This window comes from Saccharopolyspora hordei (assembly GCF_013410345.1).
Taxonomy (GTDB): Bacteria; Actinomycetota; Actinomycetes; order Mycobacteriales; family Pseudonocardiaceae; genus Saccharopolyspora; species Saccharopolyspora hordei.
Map to the genome: position 1 here is coordinate 2,681,899 of NZ_JACCFJ010000001.1, position 18,555 is coordinate 2,700,453.

General features: G+C 70.2%; 14 protein-coding genes. 8 read left to right on the top strand and 6 right to left on the bottom strand.

From position 1 onward, the window contains the following. The first annotated feature begins 3 nt into the window (after positions 1–3). Both HNR68_RS12565 and HNR68_RS12570 read left to right on the top strand, forming a co-directional pair. Positions 4–2,040, top strand: a complete 2,037-nt coding sequence (locus tag HNR68_RS12565; RefSeq protein WP_179720656.1) for a hydantoinase/oxoprolinase family protein — start codon at positions 4–6, stop codon at positions 2,038–2,040. A 3-nt stretch (positions 2,041–2,043) separates the two neighbouring features. Then, complete coding sequence (locus HNR68_RS12570) at positions 2,044–4,026, top strand: hydantoinase B/oxoprolinase family protein (protein ID WP_179720658.1); 1,983 nt, start codon at positions 2,044–2,046, stop codon at positions 4,024–4,026. A gap of 48 nt (positions 4,027–4,074) precedes the next feature. Here HNR68_RS12570 and HNR68_RS12575 read toward each other — a convergent pair whose 3' ends face one another. Continuing rightward, on the bottom strand, positions 4,075–5,346 hold the full coding sequence (locus HNR68_RS12575) for a NupC/NupG family nucleoside CNT transporter (protein WP_343050101.1): 1,272 nt from the start codon (positions 5,344–5,346) through the stop codon (positions 4,075–4,077). 425 nt (positions 5,347–5,771) lie between these two features. Between HNR68_RS12575 and HNR68_RS12580 the strand changes: the two genes are divergently transcribed. The 5 genes from HNR68_RS12580 to HNR68_RS12600 all read left to right on the top strand — a co-directional run bounded on the left by HNR68_RS12580 (position 5,772) and on the right by HNR68_RS12600 (position 10,323). Continuing rightward, positions 5,772–6,749 carry a M28 family metallopeptidase gene (locus HNR68_RS12580; RefSeq protein ID WP_179720660.1) on the top strand — a complete coding sequence of 326 codons (978 nt, stop codon included), beginning with the start codon at positions 5,772–5,774 and terminating at the stop codon, positions 6,747–6,749. A gap of 357 nt (positions 6,750–7,106) precedes the next feature. Further along, complete coding sequence (locus tag HNR68_RS12585) at positions 7,107–8,768, top strand: ABC-F family ATP-binding cassette domain-containing protein (RefSeq protein WP_179720662.1); 1,662 nt, start codon at positions 7,107–7,109, stop codon at positions 8,766–8,768. A 117-nt stretch (positions 8,769–8,885) separates the two neighbouring features. Then, the gene (locus tag HNR68_RS12590) at positions 8,886–9,110 is read left to right on the top strand and encodes a hypothetical protein (protein WP_179720664.1); all 225 of its coding nucleotides are present in this window, start codon (positions 8,886–8,888) and stop codon (positions 9,108–9,110) included. Positions 9,111–9,304: 194 nt separating this feature from the next. Continuing rightward, positions 9,305–10,153 (top strand): helix-turn-helix domain-containing protein, encoded by an 849-nt coding sequence (locus tag HNR68_RS12595; protein WP_179720666.1) that lies wholly within the window; start codon positions 9,305–9,307, stop codon positions 10,151–10,153. Further along, on the top strand, positions 10,150–10,323 hold the full coding sequence (locus tag HNR68_RS12600) for a DUF397 domain-containing protein (protein WP_179720668.1): 174 nt from the start codon (positions 10,150–10,152) through the stop codon (positions 10,321–10,323). Before HNR68_RS12595 ends, HNR68_RS12600 begins: the two co-directional genes overlap by 4 nt. Before the next feature lie 70 nt (positions 10,324–10,393). Here the strand turns inward: HNR68_RS12600 and HNR68_RS12605 are convergent, their stop codons facing one another. Genes HNR68_RS12605 through HNR68_RS12610 form a run of 3 tightly spaced genes read right to left on the bottom strand, consistent with a single transcriptional unit; the run spans position 10,394 to position 13,540 of the window. Next, positions 10,394–11,746, bottom strand: a complete 1,353-nt coding sequence (locus HNR68_RS12605; protein ID WP_179720670.1) for a flavin-containing monooxygenase — start codon at positions 11,744–11,746, stop codon at positions 10,394–10,396. 44 nt (positions 11,747–11,790) lie between these two features. Beyond that, positions 11,791–11,922, bottom strand: coding sequence for a putative transporter small subunit (locus tag HNR68_RS26485; protein ID WP_218888282.1), 132 nt, complete (start codon positions 11,920–11,922; stop codon positions 11,791–11,793). 25 nt (positions 11,923–11,947) lie between these two features. Beyond that, complete coding sequence (locus HNR68_RS12610; RefSeq protein ID WP_246330440.1) at positions 11,948–13,540, bottom strand: sodium:solute symporter family transporter; 1,593 nt, start codon at positions 13,538–13,540, stop codon at positions 11,948–11,950. Positions 13,541–14,463: 923 nt separating this feature from the next. Here HNR68_RS12610 and HNR68_RS12615 point away from each other — a divergent pair. Further along, a complete protein-coding gene (locus HNR68_RS12615; protein ID WP_179720674.1) occupies positions 14,464–15,261 on the top strand; it encodes an SGNH/GDSL hydrolase family protein in 798 nt (265 codons plus the stop codon). 208 nt (positions 15,262–15,469) lie between these two features. On the opposite strand, the gene HNR68_RS12620 is transcribed toward HNR68_RS12615, so the two are convergent. Together HNR68_RS12620 and helR are read right to left on the bottom strand one after the other, a co-directional pair. Then, positions 15,470–16,186 carry a Mut7-C RNAse domain-containing protein gene (locus tag HNR68_RS12620; protein ID WP_179720676.1) on the bottom strand — a complete coding sequence of 239 codons (717 nt, stop codon included), beginning with the start codon at positions 16,184–16,186 and terminating at the stop codon, positions 15,470–15,472. A 54-nt stretch (positions 16,187–16,240) separates the two neighbouring features. Beyond that, positions 16,241–18,418, bottom strand: coding sequence for an RNA polymerase recycling motor ATPase HelR (gene helR, locus HNR68_RS12625; protein ID WP_179720678.1), 2,178 nt, complete (start codon positions 18,416–18,418; stop codon positions 16,241–16,243). Between the last annotated feature and the right edge of the window lie 137 nt (positions 18,419–18,555).

Here is an 18,555-nt window from a genome sequence, read left to right on the forward strand (position 1 = left end):
CGCATGGCACAGCAGCGCGTGGCCGTCGACGTCGGAGGCACGTTCACCGACGTGTGCGTGTTCGACGAGGACACCAAGAGCATCCGGGTCACCAAGGTCCCGTCGACCCCGGACGACCCGATGCGCGCGGTGCTCGACGGCATCGAGCGCGGCGGCGTCGACCTCAGCGAGGTGTCGCTGTTCTCGCACGGCACGACCGTGGCCACCAACGCCCTGATCACGAGGGACTTCCAACCGGCCGCGATGGTCACCACCACCGGGTTCCGCGACGTCATCGAGATCCGCGACGGCACCAAGGACGACCTCTGGGACGCCTACCACGACGTGGCGCGGCCCTACCTGCGCCGCCGGGACCGCTTCGAGGTCACCGAGCGCGTCGACCACGACGGCAACGTGGTGACCCCGCTGGACGAGGCGGAGGCCCGGCGCGTCGCGGCGCTGCTGCGCAGGCGCGGGGTGCGCACCGTGGCGGTCTGCTTCGTCAACTCCTACGCCAACCCGGCCCACGAGATCCGGATGCGCGAGATCCTCGAGGAGGAGCTGCCCGGGGTGACCGTCTGCGCCAGCGCGGAGATCCTCCCGGAGATCTTCGAGCACGACCGGTTCACCACCACCGTCGCCAACGCCGTGCTCGCCCCGCTGGTCAGCGGCTACGTCAACCGGCTCGCCGAGGAGCTGGCGGCCGGCGGCTACCGCGGCGACCTCCTGTTGCTGCACTCCGGCGGCGGCTCGATGACCCCGCGCACCGTGGAGCGCTACCCGGTCCGCCTGGCCGCCTCCGGCATCGCCGCGGGAGCCATCGCCGCCCGGCACGTGGCCACCCAGTGCGGCTACGCCAACGCCATCAGCCTGGACATGGGCGGCACCAGCACCGACATCGCCATGGTGCACGGCGGTGAGCTCCGGGTGACCAAGGAGTGGTCGGTCGAGTACGGCTACCCGATCATCTTCCCGTCGATCGAGGTGCTCACCATCGGCGCCGGTGGCGGGTCCGTCGCGCACATCGACGAGGCCGGGTCGCTGCGCAACGGCCCGCAGTCGGCCGGAGCGGTGCCCGGACCGGCGTGCTACGGCGCGGGCGGCACCGCCCCCACCAACTCGGACGCCAACCTGGTGCTCAACCGGCTGGGCACCAGCTTGGCCGGCGGGGCCAAGACGCTCGCGCCGGAGCTGGCCGAGGCCGCGCTGCTCGACCACGTCGCCCGGCCGCTCGGGCTCTCGCTCGAGGAGGCCGCCAGCGCGGTCCTGCAGGTCGCCAACGCCAACATGGCCGACGCGGTCCGGCTGATCTCGATCCGCCGCGGCTACGACCCGCGCGACTTCGCGCTCATCGCCTTCGGTGGCGCCGGCGCGCTGCACGGCGCGGAGGTGGCCCGCGAGCTGGGCATCCCGACCGTCGTGGTGCCGCCGAACCCCGGTGTGACCTCCGCGCTCGGGTGCCTGCTGGTGGACATCCGCCACGACCTGTCCGCGATGTTCCACGCCGTCGGGGAGGAGGCCGACGTCGAGGAGTTCGAGAACACCTTCGCGGGCCTGGAGGCCGAGGCCTCCGCCCGGCTGCGCCACGAGGGCGTCCGCGCCGAGGACGCGGTCCTGCAGCGCACCGTCTCCATGCGCTACCTCGGGCAGTGGCGGTCGCTGACCGTGAAGTGCGGCAGCGGTCCGGACGCCCTGCGCGAGGCGATCGAGCTGTTCCACGAGCAGCACGAGCGGGAGCACTCGTTCCGCCGGGACGACACCCCGGTGCAGATCTACCAGCTGGGCCTGACCGCGGTCGGCGTCACGCCCAAACCCGTCATCGCCCCGCACGAGGTGGTTCCCGGCGAGGCGCCCGCGGCGCGGCAGACCCGCAAGGTCCACTTCGACGGGCCGGGATGGGTCGACACCCCGGTGCACGACCGGTCCGACCTGCCCGCCGGAACCCGGCTGCGCGGCCCGGCCGTGATCGAGCAGCTGGACGCCACCACCGTCGTGCCCCCGGGCGCGCGGGCCGAGATCGACGAGTGGCTGAACATCCGCATCCACCTCACGGAGGCCTGAACCATGACGATCGAGCGCGACGCGGGCCCGGTGACCCCGGCGGGACTGGACCCGGTGACCTTCGAGGTGCTCAAGAACGCCTTCGCCACCGCCGTGGACCTGATGAGCGAGCAGATCATGCGCACCTGCTACTCGTTCGTCATCTACGCGCGGGACTTCTCCTCGGCGCTGTGCGACGCCTCGGGCGGCACCGTGATGCAGGGCAGCGCCGACATCGCCGTGCACGTCGGCACGCTGCACTTCCAGTGCCGGGCGGTGCTGGAGGAGTTCGGCGACGACATCGGCCCCGGTGACGTCTTCGCGGTCAACGACCCCTACCGCGGGGGCACGCACTTCAACGACGTCAGCTTCATCCGGCCCATCTTCGCCGGCTCCGAGCTCATCGGGTTCGCGCAGAACAAGGGGCACTGGGCCGACATCGGCGGCAACGTGCCCGGCTCCTTCGACGTCAACGCCAAGGAGCACTTCAGCGAGGGGCTGCGCATCACCCCGGTGCGGGTGTGGCACCGCGGCAAGCAGCTGCACGACGTGGCGCGGCTGCTGGTGTCCAACACGCGCTCGCCCTACAGCTGCATGGGCGACCTCAACGCGCAGGCCGAGGCCACCGCGGTGTGCGAGCGCGAGGTCCTGCGGCTGGTCGACCGCTACGGCAAGGACACCGTCGTGGCCGCCATGGCGGGCGTGCAGGACTACGTGGAGCGCATCGTCCGCCGCAAGCTCGCCGAGCTCCCGCACGGCGAGTGGCACGCGGTCGACCACCTCGACGCCGACCCCGGCTCGCCGGAGGGACTGGTGCCGGTCTCGGTGCGGATGCGGATCGACGACGAGGGGATCCACTACGACCTGACCGGCAGCGCCCCGGCGGTGTCGACGTTCCTCAACTCCGGCTACGGCACCACCCACTCGGCGCTGTACGCGGGGACGAAGACGTTCTTCCCGGACGTGCCGCTGAACTCGGGGCTGTACCGGGTGGTGCACGCCGACCTCGGCCCGGAGGGCACGGTGGTCAACGCCGCGTGGCCCACCGCGGTCACCGGCTTCTGCTCCGGCCCCTACGAGAAGCTGATGAACGCGCTGTTCGAGATCTGGTCGCAGGTGGTGCCCGAGCGCGCCATGGCGTGCGCGTTCAACCTGGAGTACCTGCTGGTCGGCGGCAGGGACGGTCGGACTGAGGAACGCCCCTACTTCATGTGGTACGACTGGATGGCCGGTGGCTGGGGCGGCCGGAACGGCAAGGACGGCTCCGGTGCGACCGCGCCGGTCTTCGGCCCGGGCCTGGCGGTGCAGCCGGTCGAGGGGCAGGAGCGGCTCTCCCCGGTGCTGACCAGCCGGCACAGCATCGTCACCGACTCCGGTGGCCCAGGGCGGTACCGCGGCGGGTGCGGCCTGGAGAAGGGCGGCGTGCTCACCGACTGCGAGAGCACCGTGATGTCGTACTGCTGTGACCGCGCCCGGTCGATCACCTGGGGCATCGCCGGCGGCCTGCCCTCGGTGCCGCACGGCGTGTGGCTGAACAAGGGCACCGACGAGGAGCGGTTCCTGGGAGCGACGTTCTCGAACGTCCCGATCGAGCCCGGTGACTCCTTCACCCGGCCGTCGGCGGGCGGCGGCGGGTACGGCGACCCGCTCACCCGGGACCCGGAGCTGGTCGTCGAGGACGTCATCGACGGCTACGTCTCGGTGGAGCGCGCGGCCAAGGACTACGGGGTCGTCATCCGCCCGATCGACCCGGAGCTCGACCAGTACGAAGTGGACACCGCGGCCACGGAGGAGCTGCGGGCCTCCATCGCCGCGCAGCGGCGGGACTGGTTGGCCGAGGACCCGCACGCGGTGGCCCGCCGCTACCGCGCGGGCGAGCTGGACATGCTCGACGTGATCCGCCGGTACGGGGTGGTCCTGGACTGGGGCACCGGCGAGCTGCACGAGAACACCACGCGCCAGTACCGGGAACTGCTGCAGAAGCGCTCCGCGGCGCACTGGGCGTGACGTCGCGGGTGCGCGGCGGCGTGCGGTCGCCGCGCACCCGCGCGGGCGTCAGGCCACCAGCACGCCCGCGATGGTGGCGCTGAGCAGGTTGGCCAGGGTGCCGGCGATGATCGCGCGGACCCCGTCGCGGGCGATCCAGCTCCGCTTGGACGGCACCATGCCGCCCAGCCCGCCGAGCAGGACGCCCAGCGAGCCGAGGTTGGCGAACCCGGTGAGCGCGAAGGTGATGATGGTGGCGCTCTTCTCGCTGAACTGGCCGATCTGCGGGCCGAAGTCGGCGAACGCGACGAACTCGTTGAGCACGACCTTCTCACCGACGAAGCCGCCCGCGGCCACCGCCTCGTGCCACGGCACGCCGATCACCCACATCAGCGGGGAGAACACGTAGCCCAGGACCTGCTGCAGGGACAGGTCGGGCAGCCCGAACAGCCCGCCGACGCCGCCGATGACCAGGTTGACCAGCGCGATGAGCGAGACGAACGCGAACAGCATCCCGCCGACGTTCAGGGCCAGCCGCACGCCGTCGGAGGCGCCGGAGGCCGCGGCGTCGATGACGTTGCGGGGCTTGTTGTCGGCCTCGTCGGCCTCGGGGGCCTTGGCCGCACCCGGCGCGTCCTTGGCGGTCTCCTCAGCGGCGTCCTCGGTGCTGTCCTCCTCGGTGCCCTTCTCCCCGGTCTCCGGGACGATGATCTTGGCCATGAGCAGGCCGGCCGGTGCCGCCATGAAGCTGGCCGCGATCAGGTGGTCCAGGCTGGCGCCCAGCATCGCGTAGCCGACCATCACGGTGCCCGCCACGGTGGCCAGGCCGCCGGTCATCACCGCGAAGAACTCCGAGCGGGTCATCCTCGGCAGGTACGGGCGGACCGTCAGCGGCGCCTCGGTCATGCCGAGGAAGATGTTCGCGGTGGCGTTGAGCGACTCCGGCCTGGTGGTGCCCAGCACCTTCTGCAGGCCACCACCGAGGATGCGGACCACCCACTGCAGGACGCCCCAGTGGTACAGCACCGCGGTCAGCGACGCGATGAACACGATGATCGGCAGCACCTGGAAGGCCACCACGGTGCCCTCACCGGGCAGGATCGGGCCGACCATGAACTCGATGCCCTCCTTGGAGGAATCGAGCACCTTCTGCACCGCACCGCTCACCGCGGACAGCGCCTGCTTGCCCACGTCCCAGCGCAGCACGATGACCGCGAACAGGATCTGGATCGCCAGCGCCCCGAGCACGGTCCGCGGATTGATCGCGCGCCGGTTGGTGGACATCGCGAACGCCAGCAGCAGCACCACCAGCATGCCGCCGAGACCCCACAGAACCTGCACCTGAACCTTCCTCCCGGTGAACACCGCGCGACGGCGGCGTGACGTGGAACTCGGGCGATGCTCGCACGCAGGTCAGGGGGTGTGCACGGTTACCTCCCACTTGTGATGGGGGTCTCTCCGGAGCGTCCGGCGTGCTTGGTGCGGGCAGTGACCGGCTGGTCACCGAACGCGCGCGGTGGGGCTGCCGTGCCGCCTGGTCTCGCGTTCCCGCATGCCGGAGGTGGTGCAGGCCTGCTGGTGTCCGAGCTGCGCACCCGTCATCCACAGTGGACGACGGGTGCGGTGGCGCCCTCGTCCTGCGGATCCTGTTCGGTGAGAACGGGAAAACGTGCTCCGCGGCGAATTCTCGTCAAACTCCCCGAAGGCCGCGATCCGGTCGATACGTTCCGGCTGACACGGGCCTGCCCGGGGAGAAGGGAAGTGGCATGCCGAAACGACCCGTACTGGCGACCGCTACCGCGCTGGCCGCGGTGTCGGCCCTGGCGCTCCCGGCGACCGCGGCGAGCGCACCGGCCGCGCCGCTGACCGGGGTCGCGGCGGTGCAGGAGCACCTGCAGGAGTTGCAGTCGATCGCGGAGGCCAACGGCGGCAACCGAGCCGCGGGGCAACCCGGCTACAAGGCGTCGCTGGACTACGTCAAGGCGCAGCTCGACGAGGCCGGGTACGTCACCACGGTGCAGGAGTTCAGCACCCTGGGCGGCACCACCTACAACCTGCTGGCCGAGACCCCCGGGGGCGACGCCGGCAACGTGATCATGTTCGGCGCCCACCTGGACAGCGTCAGCCGCGGGCCGGGGATCAACGACAACGGCACCGGCTCGGCGGCGATCCTGCAGGCCGCGCTGGACTACGCCGCCAGCGGCGCGACCCCCACGAACAAGCTGCGCTTCGCGTTCTGGGGCGCCGAGGAGCAGGGTCTGGTCGGCTCCACGTACTACGTCGACTCGCTGTCGGAGGAGGAGCGGGGGCAGATCGCCGCCTACTTGAACTTCGACATGGTCGGCTCGCCGAACGCCGGCTACTTCACCTACGACGGTGACGACTCCGACGGCGAGGGTGAAGGGCCGGGTCCGGAGGGGTCGGCGCAGATCGAGCAGCTGCTCAACGACGCGCTGGCCCAGGCCGGGGTGGAGACCGAGGGCACCGACTTCGACGGCCGTTCCGACTACGGCCCGTTCATCGAGGTCGGCATCCCGGCAGGCGGCACCTTCACCGGTGCCGAGGGGACCAAGACCGAGGAGCAGGCGCAGAAGTGGGGCGGCCAGGCGGGCGAGGCGTTCGACCCGTGCTACCACCAGTCCTGCGACACGGTCGACAACGTCGACACCCAGGCCCTGGACCGCAACCTCCAGGCCATCAGCACCGCGGTCACCACGTACGCGGAACAGTTCCCCCAGCCGTAACGCGCAACGGCTGGTGCAGCGGGAGCAGGCGATCCCCCAGGACCGCCTGCTCCCGTTCTCGTGCGCGGAGGGCGACAGTTTTGCCTAGAACTGGCGGCCGCGTGCCCGGTTGGTGGGCGGTCAGTTTTGCCTAAAACTGGCAGTTCGCCCAGGTCGGTGGTGGTCTCTGGGCGTCGGGGCGCTCTGCGCGGGTGGGGAGCGGGAAAACCGTTGGCCGTCGTTGTCGCAGGCGCGGTAGCTTCCGCGGCGTGAGCTCGTCGGCTGTTGGTTCGGCCGCGCTGTCGGCGCGGGACGTCGAGCTGGAGGGGTGCGGCTCACCGCGCTGGTCCTGACCTGACGACTGGGGGGGCGAGTGCCATGGGGCACGTCGAACTGCAGAAGGTGCACTACGTCCTGCCCGACGGGCGGGTCTTGCTCGACGACGTCTCGTTCCGCGTCGGCGACGGCGTGAAAGCCGCGCTGGTCGGGCCGAACGGCGCGGGCAAGACGACGCTGCTGCGCCTGGTCTCCGGTGACCTCACGCCGACCGAGGGCAACATCGTGCGCTCCGGCGGACTCGGGGTGATGCGCCAGTTCATCGGCCACGCCCGCGACGACTCGACGGTGCGGGACCTGCTGGTCTCGCTGTCCGCGCCCAGGCTCCGCGCCGCCGCGGAGCGGCTGGAGCAGACCGAGGACGCGCTCATCGAGCGGGACGACGACGCCGCCCAGCTCGCCTACGCCGAGGCGATCGCGGAGTACACCGACGCCGGCGGGTACGACGCGGAGGTGCTCTGGGACGTCTGCTGCACGGAGGCGCTCGGGCTGCCCTACGACCGGGCCCGCTTCCGCGAACTGCGGAAGCTCTCCGGCGGTCAGCAGAAGCGGCTCGCGCTGGAAGCGCTGCTGCGCGGCCCCGAGCAGGTGCTGCTGCTCGACGAGCCGGACAACTACCTCGACGTGCCGGGCAAGCAGTGGCTGGAGCAGCAGATCCGGGAGACCCCGAAGAGCGTGCTGTTCGTGACCCACGACCGGGAACTGCTGCACCGCACCGCGAACCGCATCGTCACGGTGGAACTGGGCGCCACGGGCAACCGGACCTGGGTGCACGGCGGTGGTTTCGCCACCTACGACCAGGCCCGCGCGGACCGGGTGGCCCGGTTGGACGAGCTGCGGCGCCGCTGGGACGAGGACCGCGCGAAGCTGGTCCGCCTGGTCCAGGAGCTCAAGCAGAAGGCCGCGCACAACGACTCCATGGCCGCCCGCTACCAGGCGGCGCAGACCCGGCTGCGCAAGTTCGAGGAAGCGGGCCCACCGGAGGCGGTGCCACGCGAGCAGCGCGTGCGGGTGAGGCTGGCGGGCGGCCGCACCGGCAAGCGCGCGGTGGTCTGCGAGGACCTGGCGCTGGACGGGTTGACGAAGCCGTTCAGCACCGAGTTCCGCTACGGCGAGCGGATCGCGGTGCTGGGCGCGAACGGCACCGGCAAGTCACACTTCCTGCGGCTGCTGGCTCGCGGCGGGAGCGAGGACATCCCGGTGCCGGACCGGGGAGCGCTGACCCCGGTGCCGCACACCGGCCTCGCGCGCCTGGGCGCGCGGGTGGTGCCGGGCATGTTCGCGCAGACGCACGAGCACCCGGAGTTCACCGGCCGCACGCTGCTGGACCTGCTGATGGGCGGGGGAGAGCGGCGCCCGGGCACGACCCGCGAGGAGGCGAGCCGCCTGCTCGCCCGCTACGAGATCGTGCAGGCGGCCCAGCGGCCGTTCGACACGCTCTCCGGGGGCCAGCAGGCCCGGTTCCAGATCCTCCTGCTGGAGCTGGAGGGCGCGAACCTCCTGCTGCTGGACGAGCCCACGGACAACCTCGACCTGGTGTCGGCGGACGCCCTGCAGGCAGGGCTGGAGGAGTTCGAGGGAACGGTCGTCGCGGTGACCCACGACCGCTGGTTCGCCCGTTCCTTCGACCGCTACCTGGTGTTCCACGCCGACGGCCGGGTCCGCGAGTCCCCGGAACCGGTCTGGCAGGAGGAGTCCCGGTAGCCGGGCCGGGTCGGGGGCAGAGCCCGGCTACCGGGAGGACCGGCGCGGTGTCGGGGAGGGGGCGACGCGCCGATCCGGCCAGAGGGCCTACGGGTGTTCAATCTGCGGAGGAGTGCAGTGTCCGGAGTGGACCGTCACCGGCGGGTCCGCCCGGTGCACTTCTGGTTGCGCAGGGACCCGGGTCCGCGCCAGGTGCTGCGGGACGGCCGGGGTGCCGTCGTCCGCGTGCCGACGATCCGCTCGCACACCCAGCACCGCGGCCGCGTGGTGGTCGGGTGCCCGACGGTGGCCCACATGACCACGGCCCCGCACGCCCCGGTCCCCCCGGGCCGCGCGACGTAGTGCGTCTCCCGCGACCGCAGCCCTGGCGACGGCAACCACCGCGGCCACACCTCAGCACCGGACATGCACACCTCCTGTGGAATCGAATGTCAGCACTGGTTGCGTAGACACCATGTTGGTTGGTTGCCAGGGTGCACCACTAGTGATTCAATTGGGTGATCTGTTTGCGCAGGTCAACCGATAGGATGTGGTGCATGCCCGCAACCGCAGGTACGCCGCGTGCCAGAGCGTTGTCGGCGGCTCTCCGCGAGGCTCGTCTAGCGAGCGGCATGGGCTCACGTGAACTGGCGAGACATCTGGAGCTGTCGCACACACAGATCTCGCACTGGGAGAACGGCCACCGCGTACCCAACGTCGAAACGGTCGCGATGATCCTCACCGCCCTCCGAGTTTCGCCGCGCGAGCGCGAAAGGATCCTTGATCTCGCGCGAAACGTGGCTGAGCCGAACTGGCTGACAGTCGGGATGAACGGCATTCCGCAACAGTTGGCGGGCGTGGTCGAGTGCGAGCGAGCAGCATCCTCGATCGTCGAGTGGTCGCCGATGGTGATCCCTGGCCTGCTCCAGACGTCGGACTACACCAGAGCGATCAAGGTGGCCGCGCGGTTGTCACAGACTGATGTCGAGCTGCGCGTCATGCTCAACGTGAGCCGCCGCGAGGTACTCACTCGAAAAGATCCGGTGAACTTCCATGCACTGATCGGCGAAGCAGGTCTCTACGAGCCGATCGGCGAGGACGGTGTTGTTCTCGACCAGCTTCGCCACCTGGCTGAGATGGCAGCTCGACCGAACGTGGTAGTGCAGCTGATGCCTCAGCGCATCGGTTGGCACCCAGGATGGGCAGGGCCGTTCGTCCTCTACGAGTTCCCGGACGCCTCTCCAGTGGTGCACTTCGAACACCACAGTTCAGGTGCGTTCATCCCGACCGAGCATGATGTCGCCGAGTACAAGAAGGCTGTTGCCTGGTTGCGGGACATCGCGATGGACGAAGAGGACTCGTTGGCACAGATCGAAAAGGCCATCTCGCATTGGGAGGAGAAGTGAACGGGCACACCTGGCAGAAGTCCAGTTACTCCAACGCGAACGGCAACTGCGTGGAGCTGTCCAGCCCGCTCGGCCTGATCCGGGACTCGAAGGACCCCGACGGGCCGGTGCTGGACGTCGACGTCGCCGCCTTCTTGCGCGCGATCAAGGACGGTCGCTTCGACCACTGACCTCGACACGCGAAGGGCGCCTTCCCGGCGAGCCGCCGGGAAGGCGCCCTTCACGTCGTGCGGACCGGCCTCAGCCCTCCTTGGGGCCGTTGAGGTAGGTCTCCAAGGAGTCGTCCATGGCCTCCCACCACGGCGTGTGGTGCACCGGTGCCTCGGTGCCCGTGCACGGCGAGCGGAAACCGCGGTCGCGGTAGCCGATGATGCTCTCCTGCTTGTCGTGCTCCCAGTCGCGGAACAGCTTGCGGGTGAGGTCGAGGTCGAACTTCGGGTAGTCGACGTCCGCCAGCAGTTCGGCGACGTGGTCGGCCTGGAAGTCGATCATCTCGGCGTCGGCGCTGAGCGTCGACTCGCGCTGCACCCACTTGTCGATGTCGGCGGCCATCTCCTGGCGGGACGGCAGCGACACGCGGCCGAGCACGTAGTCGCGGGCGTACCAGGCCTCGGCGTCGAACAGGGTCATCGTGTAGAACTGGTCCTGCATCCCGAGGTACATCAACTTCGGGTTGTCCAGCCAGAACACGCCCTTGTACAGGTTCGCCGGGTAGAGCACGTTCTTGGTCCGCAGCCGGAGCTCGTCGGCCAGGAACGGGAAGTGGTGCTTGTACCCGGTGCACAGCACGATCGCGTCGACCCGTCGGCTGGTGCCGTCCTTGAAGTGGGCGACCTCGCCGTCGAGCTTCACCAGCTGCGGCACCTCGTCGATGCCCTCCGGCCACGTGAAGCCCATCGGCGCCGTGCGGTAGGTGATCGTGACCGACTTGGCGCCGTACTTCTTGCTCTGCAGCGCCAGGTCCTCGGCCGAGTAGCTGCTGCCCATCACCAGCACGTCCTGGCCGGCGAACTCGCGGGCGTCACGGAAGTCGTGCGAGTGCAGGACCCGGCCGGGGAAGGTCTCGAAACCCTCGTAGTGCGGCACGTTCGGCACCGAGAAGTGGCCGGTGGCGACGATGACGTAGTCGAACACCTCGCGCCGGGTCTCACCGGCGGCCAGGTCCTCGACGGTCACCGTGAACTTCTCGGTGGACTCGTCGTAGCTCACCCAGCGCACCGCGGTGGCGAACTGGATGAACCGCCGGACGTCGTTCTTCTTCGCCCGGCCGAGGATGTAGTCGGCGAGGACCTCGCGGGGCGGGAAGGACGGGATCGGCTTGCCGAAGTGCTCCTCGAAGGTGTAGTCGGCGAACTCCAGGCACTCCTTCGGCCCGTTCGACCACAGGAAGCGGTACATGCTGCCGTGCGCGGGCTCGCCGAACTCGTCGAGCCCGGTGCGCCAGGAGTAGTTCCACAGGCCGCCCCAGTCGCTCTGCTTCTCGAAGCAGACGACCTCGGGCACCTCAGCGCCCTTCTTGCGCGCTTCCTCGAACGCGTGGAGCTGGGCCAAGCCGCTGGGGCCGGCACCGATCACGGCTACGCGGGAACCCATCGTTGAAGTCTCCAATGCGAGTTGCTGGTCGGGGGACTGGTCGCTCAGACGACCGACTTGTTGTTCTTCTTGGCGTCGCGGTGGTCCTTGAACACGGCCGCGCACAACACGATCAGCACGATCGCGGTCATCGCCGGCCACATCAGGATGTAGGCGGTCAGGATCAGGTTTTCCACGCCAGGTGCTCCGTTCTTCCTCGCGTCAGCGGTCGGCGGCGACCGTCGCCGGCTCGGGCTGCTGGTCCCTCATCTGGAACTCGGTGACGCGCTCGTTGATGACCGAGAAGTCGAAGCGGTCCTTGTTGGTCATGCTGATCGCGACGCACACGACGGCGCTGACGCCGTAGGACACCAGCGAGCCGAGCAGCGTCGGGTAGTCCCGCAGGAAGCCCAGGACCAGCGGGAACAGCACCACGCCCGCGATGACGCCGACCGTGAGGCCGACCTTCTTGCCGAACAGGCCGAACGCCATGAAGCCGAACACCACGGCTCCGCCGATCACCGCGGCGACCTCCATCACGACGGCGACGACGCCGGTGAGCGGCAGGAGCTCGAAGCGCGCCACCAGGAAGAACGCCAGCGCGACGACCACGGAGACGGTGAACGCGGTGTTGGTGATCCGGTCCCAGTAGAAGCTGGCGATCACCGGGAACACCAGCGCGCCCCACAGCGCACCGACGAACACGAGCAGGTCGAGGATGTTGAAGTTCGACACCGCGAACATCACGCCGAGCGCGGTGGCCGCGATCATGGTGATGCGTCCGATGTAGAGCATCGTCCGCGGGTTCACCCTGCCGCGCGCGATGTTCTTGCCGTAGATGTCGGTCATCACCAGCGAGGACAGCGCCGCGAGGTCGGAGTCCGCAGTGGACGACAGCGAGCCGATCACCATGATGAACAGCAGACCGACCATCACCGGCGACAGGTACTCGGACGCCATCTGCGGGATGATGTTGTTCATGTCGCCGTTGAGCGGCTGCAGGCCGACCATCACCGCGAGCAGCCCCAGCATGCCCAGGCCGATCACCGTGCCGGCGTAGCCGAGCGTCGCGGTGATGAACGTGCTCTTGATCCGGTCCTGCCGCACCGCGAACAGGCGCTGCGCGATGGTCTGGTTGCCGATGGCGTAGGCCAGCACCGCGGCCAGGTACGGACCGCCCTGCTCCAGGAAGGCCTCACCGGAGAAGAAGTTCGCCTGCTCGTCGGTCAGCCGGGCCATGCCCGCGTCGAGCCCGTCGGTGCCGCCGGTCGCGAAGAAGACCATCGGCACGATCAGCGCGGCGGCCAGCATCATGGCGACGAGCTGCGCGAAGTCGGTCATCACGGAGGCCCGGAACCCGGACCACAGGGTGTAGGCGAGCACGCCGATGGCGGCGATGAGCACACCGTGCAGGAAGCTGAACGGCGTCAGGATCTCCATGAGCGCCCCGGCGGCGGTGAAGTTCGCCGTGAGGCTGATGACGCTGCCGACGATGTTGGACACCGCCAGGATCAGCTGGCTCGAACGGCCGTGCCGTGCGTGCATCACCTCGGCCAGGGTGTGGGCCTTCGGGGCCACCTTGCGGAAGTGCCGGCCGAACGGGTAGATGCACAGGATCATCAGTGCACCCCAGAGCCCGTAGTGGATCGGCCCGGAGACGCCGTAGGTGTAGCCCGAGCTGGCCGCCGCGTAGAGCGAGGCAGCCCACACCCAGGTCGCGGTCATGCTCGCGGCGGAGATGCCGAAGCCCACCGCACCGTTGGAGACCATGAACCCGTCCACGTTCTCCTTCTTCTCCCGGATCGAGAGAGTCATGAGGAACGTGAGGCCGTAGAATGCGATCAATAACAGAGCGGTGGTCACCGCACTGAGCTGGAACACTACTCCTCCGAACTCGTCGTGCATTCGCGCGCGCGAAATTCGGCGCCCGAACAATTGCTGGCCGCAGTTCGAAAACGGCACTCGGGCGCCCCGCAGAATTGCGCGACTCGCCCACAGTGCCTATACGACTCGTCCGGTGGTTTGAACCCGAAAGTAACTTTTGCCACACCCGTGCGCTCCGCCTTTCCGCATCGTGAAACTTCCTGTAACGTTTGAACAGCGAATCCGTCACGTGACTGGACATCCGTGTGACCCAGCGGAACTGATTCGTCCACCCTGGGTGACGGGAATTGTGGTCACGACGGCACGCGCATTCACCGCCCGTCCACGCGCGCTGCTCGCACGACGCAATTCGCGGACGTGATCCACGTCGGGTCCTCCGGCACGACGCTGCCAGGTGGTCGTGAGTGCGCAGACCGGCTGGAGCCGGTTCCAGCACTCACGACCCGGCTGCGCGCACGGCCGGCGGTGTCGCGGTCGAGAAGACGCTGTCCTCGATCGATCCCGCGTCGGGGTCGGTGCGAGCGCGCCACAGCGCGTGCGTCATGGTCGATCGTCAGAGACGGTCCGCGTGTCCGAGGTGAACCCGCGCGGGTCGTGCGTGCGTGGACCGGTCGAGCGGTCGACGCGCTCGGCCCGCTGAGGTGGTCGTCGGCGGTGTGGGGGCACCCGGGTCCGGACCGATCCCGCTGAACCTCCCGGGAATTCCGGGAAGAACGGCACCCGGTCGGCGGCTGGTGCTCGGGCGCGTGTCGTGCTCCAGACGTCCGTACTGGCGGGTATTCGCCAATTCGCCTGGTTCGGCGCTGCTTCCTCTTTGAATGGTGACGTTTTTTCGATCTCCCACCGGAGGAAGCATGCGTCACTTACGGCACGTCGTCGGTGCCGCGGCGGTGGTGGCGGCAGCGAGCACCATGTTGGCCGCACCAGCGATCGCGTCACCCGCCGCGGAGAACTACGCAGCACTGGGCGACTCCTACGCTTCCGGAGTCGGCACGCGAGAGTACTTCGACGACAGCGGGGACTGCCGTCGCAGCCCCAAGGCCTACGCGCAGCTGTGGGCCGATTCGCACGGCGTCAGCAGCTTCACCTTCAACGCCTGCTCGGGCGCGGTGACCGACGACGTCGTCGCCAACCAGCTCAGCGGGCTCAGCGCCGACACCACGCTGGTCACCATCTCCATCGGCGGCAACGACGTCGGGTTCGCCGACGTCATCCAGGACTGCCTGCTCGGCACGGACAGCGGTTGCGACTCCGCGGTCAGCGAGGGCGAGGAGAAGGCCCGCAACGAGCTGCCCGCCAAGCTCGACAGCACCTACGCCGCGATCCGCGAGGCCGCCCCGAACGCCGAGGTCGTGGTGCTCGGCTACCCGCGGCTCACCGAGCTCGGCGACTGCGGCATCCCGCTGTTCTCCGACGCCAAGCGGCAGCGCATCAACGACGGTTCCGACGTGCTGGCCGGCGTGATCTCCGAGCGGGCGCAGGCGGCCGGGTTCACCTACGCCGACACCCGTGACGCCTTCGACGGACACGGCGTCTGCTCCAGCGAGGAGTGGATCAACGGCCCGAGCAACCCGCTCGTGGAGTCCTTCCACCCGAACGTCGACGGCTACGCCAAGGGCTACCTCCCGGTGCTGGAGTCCGTCACCGGCTGACCACCTGACCGGCGGGGTGGCGATGACGCGCGGGATCGCCACCCCGCCCACGCACGAACAGCCGAGCGCGACCCGGGGAGAACCCGCTGCGGCCGACGCGGCTCGCGCTCGAGCACGTCCTCGCGATCTCCTGTGGACAACGCACGGTGTTCGAGCAGTCGATGGGTGAAGGGCACCGTGCGCCAACCCGGTCGGCGCACGGTGCCCTTCACCGCGTTCCGGGGTGGGCGCGGCGGGCTGCTCGGATGATCGCGGTGATGCGGTGGGAGTGCGCGCCGCGCCAGTAGACGCGGTCGCAGTCCGGGCAGCGGGCGTAGTCGTCGTAGTGGCGGCGCGTGCCCGGCTCGATCTCCGCCACCACGTCCTCTTTGGACACCGGAGTCAGCAGTCCGTTGCAGGCGGTGCAGCGGGTCCACGGGGCGAGCGGTGGCGCGAAGCGCTCGATGACGTCCACCAGCTGCTCGGCCGGGTCGGACCCGCGCACGTAGGCACCGGCCCACAGCGCCCGGCGCCGCAGCAGCCCCCGGTCCTGGGTGAGCAGCACCCGCTGCTCGCGCTCGGCCTCGGCGATCAGCTCGTCGTCGTCGGCGTCGTTGCGGTACGCGGCGTCCACGCCGACCAGCCGCAGCCGCCGCGCCAGCTTGCCGAGGTGGACGTCCAGCAGGAACCGCGGCGGGGCGGCCTGCGGGCGTTCGACCGGCCGGATCTCGATGGTCGTCCCCGCGCGCGGCTGGTGCGGGGGAGTGCGCGGCACGTCGTCCACCAGCAGCGTCCCGACCTCGGTCAGCGGCACGCCGAGCGACTCGGCGATGTGCCCGAGGGTCGCGGTGCCGTCGTAGGCCACCTCGGCCACCCCGCCCCGGTGCCGGGGAGCCACGAACAACCGCAGCTCCGGGGCGATGCGCACGCGCAGCGTCGGTGCCATGTGCCCATGGTCGACCGGACGGGCCGGCCGTGCCACCGCGGCCGGCCCCTCCCGCTACACGCGCTCGACCTCGGCGAGCCCGGCCAGCACCTGCGGCAGCGGTCCCCGGTGCAGCACGCCGAGGCGCTGGGTGGCGCGGGTCAGCGCGACGTAGAGGTCGGCCGCGCCGCGCGGGCCGTCGGCGAGGATGCGCTCCGGCTCGACCACGAGGACCGCGTCGAACTCCAGCCCCTTGGTCTCCGGGGGAGGCACCGCACCCGGCACGTCCGCCGGACCGATCACGACGCTGGTGCCGTCACGGTCGGCCTCCTCCCGCGTGAACTCCTCGACCGCCGCGGGCAGTTCGTCCTCGGTGACGCGCCGGGACCACGGCCGTACGCCGCACGAGCGGACCGACTCCGGCACCTCGGCCCCGGGGGCGAACTCGGCGAGCAGTGCCCCGGCGACCTCCATGATCTCGGCCGGGGTCCGGTAGTTCACCGACAGCGACCGGTAGACCCAGCGCCCGGGCACGTACCGGTCCAGCACCGCGCTCCACGACCGGGCCCCGGCCGGCGAGCGGCGCTGCGCGAGATCGCCGACCACGGTGAACGACCGGTTCGGGCAGCGCCGCATCAGCACCCGCCAGTCCATCTCGGACAGTTCCTGGGCCTCGTCGACCACCACGTGCCGGTAGGTCCAGTCCCGGTCCGCGGCGGCGCGTTCGGCGAGGGTGCGGGTGTCCCGCTCGACGAACCGCTCGGCCAGGTCCGCGGCGTCGAGCAGGTCCTGGGCGAGCAGGTGGTCCTCGTCGTCCATCAGGTCGTGGCGCTCCGTGTGCAGGATCTCCATGACGCCCTGGGCGTACTCGGCCTCCCGCTGCCGTGCGCGCTCGGTGCTCTCCTGCGACGGCCCGGCACTGCCCAGCATGTCGACCAGCTCGTCGAGCAGCGGCACGTCCGACACCGTCCAGGCGTCACCCTGCGCGCGGTAGAGCGCCTCGTCGGCACCGGCCGCGCGCAGCCGCTCGCGCGAGCTGTACAGCGACGCCAGCAGTCCCTCGGGCGTCAGCACCGGCCACAGCTCGTCGAGCGCGGCGTGGAAGGCGTCGTTGGCGTGCAGCTCGTCGAGCACCTCCGCCTTCAGCTGCGCCCAGGTCTGCTCGTCCTCCCGGGTCAGCCAGCCCCGGCCGATGCGGGCGACGGCGCGCTCGGTGAGCACGTAGGTGACGATCTCGACGAAGGTCGCGCGGGCCTCGTTGTGCGGCAGGCCGGTGTCGCGCGCCTCCTGCCGGGCCCACTCCGCGGTCTCGGCGTCGATGCGGACCGTGACGTCCTCCAGCTCGATCTCCAGCGGCTCCTCCGGCAGCCGCTGCCGGTCGGCGATCGCCGCCGCGAGCACGTCCAGGATCCCCAGTGAGCCCTTGGCCTTCGCGGCCTCCGGCGTGTCCTCCGCGGTGACGTGCAGGCCGGGCACGAGGTCGCCGGTGGTCATGAACACCACGTCGGTCTCGCCCAGCGACGGCAGGACCCGGCTGATGTGGTCGAGGAACGCGGGGTTGGGGCCGACCACGAGCACACCGTGGCGTTCCATGCGTTCCCGCTTGGTGTAGAGCAGGTAGGCGACGCGGTGCAGTGCCACCACGGTCTTCCCCGTGCCCGGGCCGCCCTCGATGACCACCACGCCCGGGTGGTCGAGCCGGATGATCTCGTCCTGCTCGGCCTGGATGGTGGCCACGATGTCGCGCATGCCCTCCCCGCGCGGGGCGTTGACCGCCGCCAGCAGGGCCGCGTCGCCGTGCGCGTCCTCGCCGGGCCGGCCGAGGACCTCGTCGGTGAAGCCGGTGATCGCACGCCCGCGGGTGTGGAAGTGCCTGCGCCGACGCATGTTCTCGGGGTTGGCGCCGGTGGCGGTGTAGAACGGGCGGGCGGCGGGCGCCCGCCAGTCGACCAGCAGCGGCGCGTAGTCGTCGTCCTCGTCGAAGATCCCGATCCGGCCGATGTAGGTGCGTTCTCCGGAGGTGCTGTCCAACCGGCCGAAGCACAGCCCGTTGTCCGCCACGTCCAGTCGCGTGGTCTCCCGCGCCAGCGCGCGCACCGCGACGTCCCGCTCCACGGCGGTCCCGCCGTGGTCGCGCAACGCGGCGCGGTACTCCTTCACCACCCGCGCGCGCTCGGCGTCGAGCCGCGCGTAGAGCCCCGCGATGTGTTCCCGCTCGGACCGCAGCTCCTCTGCGTACTCCTGAATTGACACTTGCCCCTCACAGCGGCTATCATGGCACCAGGTTCGGCGGAGTCCCTTGTGGAATGTGGTGGACACGCCGACTTTTCATCTTCTCAGGCGTGTCAATCCGCCGCAGCGCGAGATCTTCCGGAAGCCGCTGTCGCAGT

Excerpts from the sequence above, each read along its gene's own strand:
- HNR68_RS12565 (WP_179720656.1), top strand. The coding sequence starts at position 4 with ATGGCACAGCAGCGCGTGGCCGTCGACGTCGGAGGCACGTTCACCGAC.
- HNR68_RS12570 (WP_179720658.1), top strand. The coding sequence starts at position 2,044 with ATGACGATCGAGCGCGACGCGGGCCCGGTGACCCCGGCGGGACTGGAC.
- HNR68_RS12580 (WP_179720660.1), top strand. The coding sequence starts at position 5,772 with ATGCCGAAACGACCCGTACTGGCGACCGCTACCGCGCTGGCCGCGGTG.
- HNR68_RS12585 (WP_179720662.1), top strand. The coding sequence starts at position 7,107 with ATGGGGCACGTCGAACTGCAGAAGGTGCACTACGTCCTGCCCGACGGG.
- HNR68_RS12595 (WP_179720666.1), top strand. The coding sequence starts at position 9,305 with ATGCCCGCAACCGCAGGTACGCCGCGTGCCAGAGCGTTGTCGGCGGCT.
- HNR68_RS12605 (WP_179720670.1), bottom strand. The coding sequence starts at position 11,746 with ATGGGTTCCCGCGTAGCCGTGATCGGTGCCGGCCCCAGCGGCTTGGCC.
- HNR68_RS12610 (WP_246330440.1), bottom strand. The coding sequence starts at position 13,540 with ATGACTCTCTCGATCCGGGAGAAGAAGGAGAACGTGGACGGGTTCATG.
- HNR68_RS12615 (WP_179720674.1), top strand. The coding sequence starts at position 14,464 with ATGCGTCACTTACGGCACGTCGTCGGTGCCGCGGCGGTGGTGGCGGCA.
- HNR68_RS12620 (WP_179720676.1), bottom strand. The coding sequence starts at position 16,186 with ATGGCACCGACGCTGCGCGTGCGCATCGCCCCGGAGCTGCGGTTGTTC.